The sequence below is a fragment of the Streptomyces sp. NPDC093544 genome (assembly GCF_040683495.1).
Lineage (GTDB): Bacteria > Actinomycetota > Actinomycetes > Streptomycetales > Streptomycetaceae > Streptomyces.
This window is the reverse complement of sequence record NZ_JBFBEA010000001.1, coordinates 196,060-208,291: the sequence shown is the minus strand read 5'-3', so window position 1 is coordinate 208,291 and position 12,232 is coordinate 196,060. Positions and strand designations below refer to the sequence as shown.

Genomic DNA, 12,232 nt, shown 5'->3' with positions numbered 1-12,232 from the left:
CCTGCTGAGCGGGCGGTCCGGTTCAGTGCACGGTCCCGTTCAAGGCGCCGTCCCGTTCAAGGCGCCGTCCCGCCGAACTCGCGCTCGCGGGGCCGTTCAGCACGCGGTCCCCGTTCAGCGCACAGTTCACGATGACTCTTTGTCGATACGCCCACTTTCGGCCGCGTATTGACGAGGAATGACGCCGAGCGACTCGGTTCGATCTTCGGATGATCGATCGCGCGTCCGAATTGCACGGATTGTTACTCACCAAATCGTGATCATTCTCTAAAGGCGGACGGGTTTGATGCCGAAGACGTCTGTGACCTTGAAAGCACGGTTCGTCCCGGCTTAACCCCCAGAGCCGGTACCGTCCCGCACCCCAGGAGGCCTGGTGTCCGTTCTCCTCGAGCAGCCCGCAAGCCTGGTCGCCTACCGCCCGAACAAGCCGACTGCCATGGTGGTCGTGGCCGACCCCCGAGTCCGCTCCACCGTCACCCGCCACCTGTGGGCGCTCGGAGTGCGCGACGTCATCGAGGCGTCGTCCATCGCGGAGGCCCGTCCCAGAATCGGTAATCCACGCGACATCTGCGTCGCCGATGTCCATCTGCCCGACGGCAGCGGGCTCACCCTGCTGTCCGAGACCCGTGCCGCGGGCTGGCCCAACGGCCTCGCCCTCTCCGCCGCCGACGACATCGGCGCCGTACGCAACGCCCTCGCGGGCGGCGTCAAGGGCTACGTCGTCACCGGCACCCGTAACAACGTCGGGCTCCCCACCCGGCCCGGCGTCGCGCCGATCGGTTCGGCCGCCGCCCGGATGCACCGCCGCCCCCCGGGTTCCCCGAGCCACCCGGGCGGCTACCGCGAGCTCTCCGGACGCGAGGTCGAGGTGCTTCGGCTGGTCGCGGAGGGCCAGTCGAACAAGGCCATCGGCGTCTCGATGGGCCTGTCCGCACTGACCGTCAAGAGCCACCTCGCCCGCATCGCCCGCAAGCTCGGCACGGGCGACCGCGCCGGGATGGTGGCGGTGGCCCTGCGCACGGGAATCATCCACTGACCCCCACCGCTCACCCCTGAACCAGAGCCCCCTCACCTGGCTGGTTCACGACCCCGGCGCCCGCCGACTGGACATTCAGTCGGCGGGCGCTTTCACATCTGGCTCAACGGGGTGCGGCGGAACTCGATCTCCTCGTACGCCGTCTCGGCGCCCTTCTCGTACAGGATCCCGGCGGTCGATCGAGGGATGCGGTACGTGGCGCAGCCGCCGGAATCCGGGACTCCAGTGGTCAGAAGCTCTCGGCCGGGGCGACATTCCGGGGCCGGGCGGGGGTCACGGGAGCCCGATCACGGCACGCCGGGGACACCGGACAAGAAGCACCTCGCCGTCATGAGATCCACTTGAGCAGCGTTTTCGCAGGTAAACCGACCAATGACTGGAAGATGCAGGTCAGCCGCTCGAACATCCCGATACCCTTGACAGGTGACCGACGCCCAAGAGACCGCAGAAGACAGCTCACTGCGAACCACCGGAGGCGCCCCTCCGGACGACGTCGAACCGGCGCCGATCCCTTTGCTTGAGCCCCGCGACGGTATTCCGCCCGTCATCGCCGACGACGCCTCGCTCGCCGAGGTGATCGCCGCCTTCGCCGCTGGATCCGGCCCCGTCGCCGTCGACGCCGAACGCGCGTCCGGGTATCGGTACGGTCAGCGCGCCTACCTGGTACAACTGCGCCGCGAGGGCGCGGGCACCGCGCTGATCGACCCCGTGGCCTGTCCCGATCTGTCGGGCTTCGGTGAGGCGATCTCCGGTGTGGAGTGGGTGCTGCACGCCGCGACCCAGGACCTGCCGTGTCTCCGCGAGATAGGCATGATCCCCTCCCGCCTCTTCGACACCGAGCTGGCCGGCCGGCTCGCCGGGTTCCCCCGGGTCGGCCTCGGCGCGATGGTCGAGGGAGTGCTCGGCTTCGTACTGGAGAAGGGGCATTCCGCGGTCGACTGGTCGACACGTCCGCTGCCGGACCCGTGGCTGCGGTACGCGGCCCTTGACGTGGAGCTCCTCGTCGACCTGCGCGACGCGCTGGAGAAGGAGCTCGAACGACAGGGCAAGCTGGAGTGGGCCTGGCAGGAGTTCGACGCGATCGCGCAGGCCGACCCCGCGCCGCCGCGCAAGGATCCCTGGCGCCGTACGTCCGGGATGCACAAGGTGCGCCGACGTCGGCAGATGGCGGTCGTACGGGAGCTGTGGGAGACCCGCGACCGGGTCGCGCAGCGACGGGACATCTCGCCGGGCAAGGTGCTCGGGGACGCGGCGATCGTCGAGGCCGCGCTGGCCCTGCCCGCCAATGTGCACGCCCTGGCCGCGCTGAACGGCTTCGGGCACCGCATGGGACGCCGTCAGCTGGAGCAGTGGCAGGCCGCCGTCGACCATGCGAAGGAGCTGCCGGACGCCGAGCTGCCGCAGCCCGGCCAGCCGGTGACCGGTCCCCCGCCGCCGCGCGCCTGGGCCGACAAGGACCCGGCCGCCGCGGCCCGGCTCTCCGCCGCACGCGCCGAGGTGTCGGCGCTCGCCGAGCGGCTGAACATGCCCCAGGAGAACCTGATCACCCCGGACACCGTGCGGCGGGTGTGCTGGGAGCCGCCGACCGTGCCGGACGCGGAGTCCGTGGCCGCGGCGCTCGCCGGCTACGGGGCGCGGCCCTGGCAGGTCGAACAGGTCACCCCCGTGCTCGTATCGGCGCTCACTCCGGCCCAGACCTGACGGCTTGGACGACTTCGACCGTTTCGGTGGTTTCGGTGGTTTCGTTGGTTTCGGTGGTTTCGGCATGAGGACGGTCGAGGTCGGGCGGATGGCAGCCGCCGCACCGGCCTGGATCGTCTCCAGCCCTTACGGCGACACACCGCGACGTCGAGATCACGCCAAGATCATCGGGCGGGACGGAGCGGCAGAAGGCGTGGAAGTCGGCGTAGAACGTGACGTCCCGGGCTCTCCGGCGTCGCCGGGGCGCCGATCCCGGATGTGACCTTCGCCGCTCCCGCCTGCGGGACTGGGCAGCATGGTTACCCGCAAGTAGCATGAGGGGTGAGCGCGCGCTCAGGGCGTGTGTGTCGCGCAGCAGTGCCATCCCGCATCTGGAGGAGAGCCATCGTGCCTCGTACCGTCAGGGACGTCGTCTTCGTCGACGGCGTCCGCACCCCGTTCGGCAAGGCGGGCCCGAAGGGCATCTACCACGAGACTCGCGCCGACGATCTCGTCGTGAAGGCCATCCGGGAGCTGCTGCGCCGCAATCCCGGGCTCGACCCCAAGAAGATCGACGAGGTCGCCATCGCCGCGACCACGCAGATCGGTGACCAGGGTCTGACTCTCGGCCGCACGGCCGGCATCCTCGCCGGGCTCCCCCAGTCGGTTCCGGGCTACTCCATCGACCGCATGTGTGCGGGCGCGTTGACCGCCGTCACCGCCACGGCCGGTTCGATCGCCTTCGGTGCGTACGACGCCGTCATCGCCGGTGGTGTCGAGCACATGGGCCGCCACCCGATGGGCGAGGGCGTGGACCCGAACCCGCGGTTCGTCAGCGAGAAGCTGGTCGACGAGTCCGCCCTGTTCATGGGCATGACCGCCGAGAACCTGCACGACCGCTACCCGCACATCACCAAGCTGCGCGCCGACGAGTACGCCGTGCGCTCCCAGGAGAAGGCCGCCAAGGCGTACGCCAACGGCAAGATCCAGCAGGACCTGGTGCCGATCTCGGTGCGCAACACCAACCCGGAGGTCGGTGAGACGGGCTGGGGCCTGGTCACCGCCGACGAGCCGATGCGCCCGGGGACCACCCTGGAGAACCTCGCCGGGCTCAAGACGCCGTTCCGCGTGCACGGCCGGGTCACCGCCGGTAACGCGGCCGGTCTGAACGACGGCGCCACCGCGTCGATCATCGCGTCCGAGGACTTCGCGCGCGAGAACAACCTGCCGGTCAGGATGCGGCTGGTCTCGTACGCCTTCGCGGGCGTCGAGCCCGAGGTGATGGGCTACGGCCCGATCCCGGCGACCGAGAAGGCCCTCGCCAAGGCCGGTCTGTCGATCGAGGACATCAACCTCTTCGAGGTCAACGAGGCCTTCGCCATCCAGGTCCTCGCGTTCCTCGATCACTACGGCATCGCCGACGACGACGCGCGCGTCAACCAGTACGGCGGCGCCATCGCGTACGGCCACCCGCTGGCCTCCTCCGGCGTCCGCCTGATGACGCAGCTGGCCCGCCAGTTCGAGGAGCAGCCGGACGTCCGCTACGGCCTGACCACCATGTGCGTCGGCTTCGGCATGGGCGCGACGGTCATCTGGGAGAACCCGCACTTCGAGTCCGCCGGAGGCAGCAAGTGAGCACCGCTGAGCTTTTGAAGGGTGCGGCCGAGCTGTTCCCTGACGAGGTCGTGACGTCGGCGAACGTACGCCACCTCGACCTGCCCTTCGGCGCCGGGCGTTTCGCGCTCATCACGCTCGACAACGGCTTCGACCACACCAAGCCGACCACGTTCGGCCCGGCCTCGCTGGCGAAGCTCGACCTCGCCATCGACCAGGTGGAGGCGGAGGCCGCGGCCGGCGAGATCGTCGGTGTCGGCGTCACCGGCAAGCCGTTCATCTTCGCGGTCGGCGCGGACCTCAAGGGCGTGGAGCTCCTCAAGAACCACGACGACGCGCTCGCCATCGGCAAGGGCGGCCACGAGGTCTTCAAGCGGCTCGCGGCACTGGCCGTCCCGACCTTCGCGTACTACAACGGCGCGGCGATGGGCGGTGGCGTCGAGGTCGGTCTGCACTGCGCGTACCGGACCGTCTCCAAGGCGCTCCCCGCGTTCTCACTCCCCGAGGTCTTCCTCGGTCTGGTCCCGGGCTGGGGCGGCTGCACCCTGCTCCCGAACCTGATCGGCGCCGAGCGTGCGGTGAGCGTCATCATCGAGAACTCGCTCAACCAGAACAAGCAGCTCAGGGGCCAGCAGGTCTTCGACCTCGGGATCGCCGACGCCATCTTCGAGGGCGCCGACTTCCTGGAGCAGTCGCTGATCTGGACGGCGTCCGTCCTCAAGGGCGCCATCACCGTCGAGCGCCCGGAGATCGACCGCGGCGAGGCCTGGGACCAGGCCGTCGCCAAGGGCCGTTTCGTCGCCGACAGCAAGGTGCACGGGACGGCACCGGCCGCGTACCGCGCGCTGGAGATCATCGCCGAGGCCAAGGACGGTGACCTGCAGAAGGGTTACGACGCCGAGGACGTGGCGCTCGCCGACCTGATCATGGGCGGTGAACTGCGCTCCGGCATCTACGCGTTCAACCTGGTCCAGAAGCGCGGCAAGCGCCCGGCGGGCGCCCCGGACAAGTCCCTGGCCCGTCCGATCACCAAGGTCGGCGTCGTGGGCGCGGGTCTGATGGCCTCGCAGCTCGCCCTGCTCTTCCTGCGCCGCCTGGAGGTGCCGGTCGTACTGACCGACATCGATCAGGAGCGCGTCGACAAGGGTGTGGGCTACGTCCACGCCGAGATCGACAAGCTGCTGTCGAAGTCCCGGATCAACCAGGACAAGGCCAACCGCCTCAAGGCCCTGGTCACCGGCGTGCTCGACAAGGCCGAGGGCTTCTCCGACGCCGACTTCATCATCGAGGCCGTCTTCGAGGAGATCGGCGTGAAGCAGCAGGTGTTCGCGGAGGTCGAGGCGGTCGCCCCGGCGCACGCGATCCTCGCCACCAACACCTCCTCGCTGTCGGTCACGGAGATGGCCTCGAAGCTGAAGAACCCCGAGCGGGTCGTCGGCTTCCACTTCTTCAACCCGGTCGCGATCCTCCCGCTCCTCGAGATCGTCCGCGGCGAGCAGACGGACGACGCCTCGCTGGCCACGGCCTTCGGTGTCGCCAAGAAGCTCAAGAAGACCGCGGTTCTGGTGAAGGACGCCCCGGCGTTCGTCGTCAACCGCATCCTCACCCGGTTCATGGGCGAGATCCAGAACGTCATCGACGAGGGCACGCCGGTCGAGGTCGCCGAGAAGGCGGTCGAGCCGCTGGGCCTGCCGATGTCTCCCCTGGTCCTCCTTGAGCTGGTCGGCCCCGCGATCGGCCTGCACGTCTCGGAGACCCTCAACCGGGCCTTCCCGGACCGTTTCACGGTCTCCCCGAACCTCGCGGCCGTCGTCAAGGCGGGCAAGCGCGGCTTCTACGTGTACGACAGCGGGAAGCCGGAGCTCGACCCCGAGGTCGCGGCGCTGCTGAAGCAGGGCGATGTCGTCCTGACCGAGGAGCAGGTCCGCGACCGTGTCCTCGACGCCGTCGCCCAGGAGATCGGGCTCATGCTCGACGAGGGTGTCGTCGCCGAGGCGCAGGACATCGACCTCTGCCTGATCACGGGCGCGGGCTGGCCCTTCCACCTGGGCGGGATCACTCCGTACCTGGACCGTGAGGGTGTGTCGGAGCGGGTGAACGGGAAGCGGTTCCTGGCGCAGGGCGTGGCCAGCGTCCCCGCGTAAGCGGATCTCGTACGTACGGTGCCCGGCACGCCAATTGGTGTGCCGGGCACTACTACATTTCGCTCACCTCACGTGTCATCCGTCATCCCGCCCGTCCGCCCAGGCGTGGAGTGGTAAAGAAGCACCGTGACAACACTCGTGATCATCGACGCCGCCAATGTCGTCGGCTCCGTCCCCGACGGCTGGTGGCGGGACCGTCGGGGTGCCGCGGAGCGGCTCCGGGACCGGCTCGCGGTGGACGGTGTCCCCGGGCATGAGGGTCCGGTGGAGATCGTCCTCGTGGTCGAGGGTGCCGCCCGGGGCGTGGAGTCCGTGCCGGGCGTACGGGTGGAGGCGGCGTCCGGGAGCGGGGACGACCGGATCGTCGAGCTGGCGGCCGGGGCGCGCGGCCGCCCCTGTCTGGTGGTGACCGCGGACCGTGAACTCCGGCGCCGGGTGAGCGAGTTCGGGGCCGAAGTGGTGGGACCGCGGGCGGTACGGGGGGACTCGTAGGGGGTGGAGGCATCAGCCTCGTTCCCGCGCGTACAGCATCGCCCCGTCCACCACGCCCACTTCCTCGTAGCCCCCTGCCAGCAGCCGCCGCAGTGACGGCACCCGGTTCGGTGCGTACGGCTTGTCGCGGGAGTCGTCGATGACGAGGGCCGGGGGGTGGGCCGCCATTTCCGCGCGGAACACCGGCCAGGCTCCCTCGACGGCGTACTTCTCGCCGACCTGAGGGCCGTTGCGGCCGCCGCTGTAGTTGGTGAGGAGGCCCGCGGTGAGGAAGCGGCTGGCGGGGGTGCGGTCGGCCAGCCAGTAGATCTCGGGATGTATGCCCCAGACGAGGACCCGGTCACCGGGGTCCGTGCGGTGGGCCACCGCGGCCGCGAGGCGTTGTGCGTGGTTGAGGTCGGGGCGCGGCGCGAACAGGCCCCAGGCGAGGAACAGGGTGCAGCAGCAGGCGGAGGCGAGGACCGCCCTCACCAACCGGTCGCGGGGCAGGATCTGGAGTGCGGCCGTCGCCAACAGGGCGATGGGCGGGATGAGTTGCAGGTAGTAGTGGCCGAAGAAGTGGAAGCCGAGGAGTACCGCGGCCGCCGAGGAGGCCAGCCACAGCCAGAGCTCCGCCGAACCCGTGCGGGCGATACGCAGGACTCGTACCACCGGAGGGATCAGGCCCGCGCAGGCCACCGCCAGGATCGCGGTGTTGGTCAACCCCCGGCCCAGGACGTGGAGTTCGGAGCCGGTGAAGGAGGCGTACGCACCTGATCCGGTGACCGTCCAGAACAGGAATCCCGCCGGGTCGGTGAGCAGCGCCGTGCAGAGGACGGGCAGGAACGCTCCAACTGCGAGCCGCGCCAGGCCTGTTCGGGATGCGCCGTGCCGGTACAGCAGCCACACCACCGGCACAAGGACCGCCCCGCCGGTCTGCTTCGCCAGGAACGCGCACGCGACGGCGGCCCCGGCCGCGCCCCACCGGCGCCGGTCCGCGCACCACATCGCCGCGGCCGTGCACGGCAGCATGAACACCTCGAAGGTCGCGGCCTGCGCGTCCTCGGGGTTGAGCCCGATGGAGACCAGCAGATAGAGCAGGCCCGCCGTGCGCCCCGCCCGGTCGCCCCAGCGGCGCCGGGCCAGCGACGCGAGCAGCACGGCGGTGGACAGCTGGGCCACGACCGCGAGGACCCGTACCGAAGTGAGTGAACCGGAGCCGGACACCGCGAAGGCCGCCTCGTACAGCCACGGCACGAGCGGGGGCTTGCGGTCCACGACGGTCGAGTAGAGCTCTCCCCCGTTCGCCAGTATCCGCGCCTGTACGGCGAGATAGCCCTCGTCGGGGTTCCACAGCGGGCGTATGAAGGAGGGGGCCCGTGTGACGCAGGCGAGTAGCGCCAGGAGGGGCAGGAGCCGTCTCCAGTAGGCGCGGTCCGATCCTCGCGACTCGGCTACGGAGCGTGGTGATTCCAGGAGCTCGGCGAGCATACGGTGCACGCTATCCGGCCCCGCAGTCTCCACCGAAGCGGGACATACGGGGCCGGAGCACCAACCGGGCTTGAAAGGGAATTACTTGGAGTCGCCGCTCTGCGGCTTCGGCACCGCGCCCGCCGTCGCCTTCTCCTGGAGGCCGAGACGGCTGTGCGAACGCCCGTACAGGAAGTAGATGACGAAGCCGATCACCATCCAGATGCCGAACCGCAGCCAGGTCTCGGCGGGCAGGTTCAGCATCAGCCACAGCGAGGCAAGGACCGAGACGATGGGGAGGAAGGGCACCAGGGGGGTGCGGAAGGCGCGGGGCAGTTCGGGGCGGGAGCGACGCAGGATGACCACGCCGATCGCGACGACGACGAAGGCGAACAGCGTGCCGATGTTCACCAGTTCGGCGAGTTCACTCAGGCTGGTGAAGCCCGCGAGGATCGCGATGATGACACCGAGCAGGATGGTCGGCCGGTGCGGGGTCCTGAAGCGCGGGTGGACGTGCGAGAAGAACCGCGGCAGCAGTCCGTCGCGGCTCATCGCGAAGAAGACCCGGGTCTGGCCGAGGAGCAGGATCATGCAGACCGTGGTCAGGCCGACGGCGGCACCGAAGCTGATGAAGCCCGCGAACCAGGGGTGCCCGGTGGCCTTGAACGCGTCGGCGAGCGGGGCGTCCACGGACAGGTCGGTGTATTTCTGCATGCCGGTCACGACGATCGCCACCGCGACGTACAGGGTGGTGCAGATGACCAGCGAGCCGAGGATGCCGCGTGGCATGTCTCGCTGCGGGTTCTTCGTCTCCTCCGCGGCCGTGGCCACGACGTCGAAGCCGATGAAGGCGAAGAAGACGACCGAGGCGGCGGTGAAGATGCCCATCACGCCGAAGTTGGAGGGCGCCCAGCCGAACATCAGCTGGATGAGCGGCGACTGGAGATCGGCGCCGGCCTCCACCGTCTGCGCCTTCGGGATGAACGGGTCGTAGTTGTCGGCCTTGATGAAGAAGGCGCCCGCGACGATCACGACGAGGACGACGACCACCTTGATGGCGACGACGAGCGAGGTGATCCGCGCGGAGAGCTTCATGCCGAGCACGAGAATGCCGGTGAGCACCAGCACGAGGGCGGCGGCCAGGATGTCGAAGCCGAAGCCGTCGGCCCCTTCTCTTCCGCTGAGCGCCTCCGGCAGGTGCCAGCCCGCGTTGTCCAGAAGCGAAGCGACGTACCCGGACCAGCCGACGGCGACCACCGCCGTGCCGAGCGCGAACTCAAGGACGAGGTCCCAGCCGATGATCCAGGCGGGCAGCTCGCCGAGCGAGGCGTAGGAGAAGGTGTAGGCGGAGCCGGCCACCGGGACCGTGGACGCGAACTCGGCGTAGCAGAGGGCGGCAAGCGCGCAGACGACCCCGGACACCACGAAGGCCAGGGCGACGGCGGGGCCGGCGTTGTTCTTGGCGACCGTGCCGGTGAGCACGAAGATGCCGGTGCCGATGATGACTCCGACGCCGAAGACGGTGAGATCCAGAGCGGACAGCGACTTCTTGAGTGCGTGCTCCGGCTCCTCAGTGTCCAAGATCGATTGTTCGACCTTCTTCGTTCTGAAGACGGTGCTGCTCACGGGTGTACCTCCACGCTTGACGTCCTCGACATGATCGAGGGGGCGTGTGCTGCGCATGCCCCGGCGCGGACATGTTCACGCGAATGGGCCGGTTTCACCACCCCTTCAGAGTGATGGAACCGGCCCAAGGGACCTACGGGGTACGTCAGTCGCGCGCGGGCTGCACCGCGTCGACGGCGTCCACGGCCTCCGCGGTGGTGCGCTCGAACCGCCCGTCGAGCTTGGACACGAGGCCGGTGACCTGGCGGGCGATGTCCGGCGCGGTCAGGCCGATCTCCGTCATGACCTCCTTGCGGGAGGCGTGGTCGAGGAAGCGCGGCGGGATGCCGAAGTCGCGCAGCGGTACGTCGACTCCCGCGTCGCGCAGGGCCTGCGCGATCGTCGAACCGACGCCGCCGACACGGGAGTTGTCCTCGACGGTGACGACCACGCGGTGCTGCTCGGCGAGCGGGGCCATGGCCTCGTCGACGGGCTTGACCCAGCGCGGGTCGACGACGGTCGTGGAGATGCCCTGCTTGTCGAGGAGGACGGCGATCTCCAGGCACATCGGCGCGAGGGCGCCGACCGAGACGAGCAGGACGTCCGGGGTGTCGGTGCCCGGCTCGCGCAGCACGTCCATGCCACCGATCCGGCCCACGGCGGGTACGGCCGGGCCGACCGCGCCCTTGGAGAAGCGGACCACGGTCGGCGCGTCGGTGACCTCGACGGCCTCGCGCAGCTGGGCGCGCACCTGGTCGGCGTCGCGCGGCGCGGCAAGCCGCAGGCTCGGCACGACCTGGAGGATCGACATGTCCCACATGCCGTTGTGGGAGGCGCCGTCGGTGCCGGTGACGCCGGCCCGGTCCAGGACGAAGGTCACCCCGCACTTGTGCAGGGCCACGTCCATCAGCACCTGGTCGAAGGCGCGGTTGAGGAAGGTGGCGTAGACGGCGAAGACGGGGTGCAGCCCGCCGGTGGCGAGGCCGGCCGCGGAGACGGCGCCGTGCTGCTCGGCGATGCCGACGTCGTAGATGCGGTTCGGGAAGGCGTCGGCGAACCTCTTCAGGCCGACCGGCTGGAGCATCGCGGCGGTGATCGCGACAATGTCCTCGCGCTCCTTGCCGAGCGCGAGCATCTCGTCGCCGAAGACGGAGGTCCAGTCGGCGCCCGAGGCCTTGATCGGCAGGCCGGTGTCGGGGTGGATGGGGCCGATGCCGTGGAAGCGGTCCGCCTCGTCCTGGAGGGCGGGCTGATAGCCGCGGCCCTTCTCGGTGAGGCAGTGCACGATGACCGGGCCGCCGAAGCGCTTGGCGCGGGCGAGGGCCGACTCCAGGGCCTCGATGTCGTGGCCGTCGATCGGGCCGACGTACTTGAGGCCGAGGTCCTCGAACATGCCCTGCGGGGCGATGAAGTCCTTGAGGCCCTTCTTGGCACCGTGCAGGGTCTCGTAGAGGGGCTTGCCGACGACCGGGGTGCGCCCCAGGAGGTCCTTGCCGCGGGCCAGGAAACGCTCGTAGCCGTCGGTGGTCCGCAGGGTCGCCAGGTGGTTCGCCAGACCGCCGATGGTCGGTGCGTACGAGCGCTCGTTGTCGTTGACGACGATCACCAGGGGGCGGTCCCTGGCGTCGGCGATGTTGTTGAGCGCCTCCCAGGCCATGCCGCCGGTGAGGGCGCCGTCGCCGATGACCGCGACCACGTGGTCCTCACGCTTCAGGACCTCGTTCGCCTTCGCGAGACCGTCGGCCCAACCAAGCACCGTGGAGGCGTGCGAGTTCTCGATGACGTCGTGCTCCGACTCGGCCTGCGAGGGGTAGCCGGAGAGGCCGCCCTTCATCTTCAGCTTCGAGAAGTCCTGACGGCCGGTGAGCAGCTTGTGGACGTAGGACTGGTGGCCCGTGTCCCACAGCACCCTGTCCTTGGGCGACTCGAAGACACGGTGCAGAGCGATGGTGAGCTCGACGACACCGAGGTTCGGGCCGAGGTGGCCGCCGGTCTTGGAGACCGCGTCGACGAGAAAGGTCCTGATCTCGTCTGCCAGCTGGTCCAACTGCTCCAGGCTGAGCCGGTCCAGATCGCGCGGTCCCCTGATGCGGGTCAGCAGCGGCACCCGTGCCTCCTTGCGATAGAGCTGTTCGAGCTTTGCCGGGTCTGTCGAGTCTAATGTTCCGCCTTTCATGTCGGCGTCCGGGCTCTGCGTTGTACGTCACGCGAA

Annotated in this window: 9 protein-coding genes; 6 read left to right on the top strand and 3 right to left on the bottom strand. The window is 69.6% G+C overall.

The features are described 5' to 3' along the window. The first annotated feature begins 373 nt into the window (after positions 1 to 373). The 6 genes from AB0N66_RS00770 to AB0N66_RS00745 all read left to right on the top strand — a co-directional run bounded on the left by AB0N66_RS00770 (position 374) and on the right by AB0N66_RS00745 (position 6,966). The gene (locus AB0N66_RS00770; RefSeq protein WP_365426447.1) at positions 374 to 1,036 is read left to right on the top strand and encodes a response regulator transcription factor; all 663 of its coding nucleotides are present in this window, start codon (positions 374 to 376) and stop codon (positions 1,034 to 1,036) included. A 423-nt stretch (positions 1,037 to 1,459) separates the two neighbouring features. Next, a complete protein-coding gene (locus AB0N66_RS00765; RefSeq protein WP_365426444.1) occupies positions 1,460 to 2,737 on the top strand; it encodes a ribonuclease D in 1,278 nt (425 codons plus the stop codon). Between the two features lie 4 nt (positions 2,738 to 2,741). Continuing rightward, positions 2,742 to 2,999 (top strand): hypothetical protein, encoded by a 258-nt coding sequence (locus AB0N66_RS00760; protein WP_365426441.1) that lies wholly within the window; start codon positions 2,742 to 2,744, stop codon positions 2,997 to 2,999. A gap of 125 nt (positions 3,000 to 3,124) precedes the next feature. Then, complete coding sequence (locus AB0N66_RS00755; RefSeq protein WP_365426438.1) at positions 3,125 to 4,351, top strand: acetyl-CoA C-acyltransferase; 1,227 nt, start codon at positions 3,125 to 3,127, stop codon at positions 4,349 to 4,351. After that, positions 4,348 to 6,474: a 3-hydroxyacyl-CoA dehydrogenase NAD-binding domain-containing protein gene (locus AB0N66_RS00750; RefSeq protein ID WP_365426435.1), complete on the top strand. Its 2,127-nt coding sequence runs from the start codon at positions 4,348 to 4,350 to the stop codon at positions 6,472 to 6,474. Before AB0N66_RS00755 ends, AB0N66_RS00750 begins: the two co-directional genes overlap by 4 nt. Before the next feature lie 126 nt (positions 6,475 to 6,600). Next, a complete protein-coding gene (locus AB0N66_RS00745; protein WP_365426432.1) occupies positions 6,601 to 6,966 on the top strand; it encodes an NTP pyrophosphohydrolase in 366 nt (121 codons plus the stop codon). Positions 6,967 to 6,978: 12 nt separating this feature from the next. Here the strand turns inward: AB0N66_RS00745 and AB0N66_RS00740 are convergent, their stop codons facing one another. The 3 genes from AB0N66_RS00740 to dxs all read right to left on the bottom strand — a co-directional run bounded on the left by AB0N66_RS00740 (position 6,979) and on the right by dxs (position 12,127). Continuing rightward, on the bottom strand, positions 6,979 to 8,436 hold the full coding sequence (locus AB0N66_RS00740; RefSeq protein WP_365426429.1) for a glycosyltransferase family 39 protein: 1,458 nt from the start codon (positions 8,434 to 8,436) through the stop codon (positions 6,979 to 6,981). Between the two features lie 81 nt (positions 8,437 to 8,517). Then, positions 8,518 to 10,041 (bottom strand): amino acid permease, encoded by a 1,524-nt coding sequence (locus tag AB0N66_RS00735; protein WP_365426426.1) that lies wholly within the window; start codon positions 10,039 to 10,041, stop codon positions 8,518 to 8,520. 145 nt (positions 10,042 to 10,186) lie between these two features. Continuing rightward, complete coding sequence (dxs, locus tag AB0N66_RS00730; RefSeq protein ID WP_365426424.1) at positions 10,187 to 12,127, bottom strand: 1-deoxy-D-xylulose-5-phosphate synthase; 1,941 nt, start codon at positions 12,125 to 12,127, stop codon at positions 10,187 to 10,189. Positions 12,128 to 12,232 lie beyond the last annotated feature (105 nt).